General features: G+C 45.7%; 1 protein-coding gene. It reads left to right on the top strand.

The features are described from left to right. On the top strand, positions 1-350 hold a 350-nt coding region (locus AC1DCV_RS35845), incomplete at both ends, for a hypothetical protein (protein ID WP_477027692.1).

Below are 350 nucleotides of genomic sequence, written 5' to 3'. Positions count from 1 at the left end.
TTGAACTTTACAGTAGCGTACAGTGAAAATGTGCTCGTTAATACTACTGGCGGTGTGCCATCGATTAGTGTAAACATAGGCGGAACAAATGTTTCAGCGGTTTACACAGGAGGCACCGGTACACAGAATTTATCCTTCAGTTACACCGTACAGAATGGCGACCTGGATCTGGACGGCATCACGCTTGGTACTAGTATGTCGCTGAATGGCGCTACCATTAGAGACGAAGCTAATAATAATGCTGCGCTCCTCTTGAATAATATCGGCAATACCACAGGCATATTCGTAAACACGGTACATCCAACAGTAACGTTGTCTACCACTGCGGCCATTGTCAATGCACCGTTTAC

The organism is Chitinophaga sp. 10T418, from assembly GCF_056394125.1.
The sequence above is the reverse complement of the archived record's forward strand: the minus strand, read 5'-3'. Positions and strand labels throughout refer to the sequence as shown.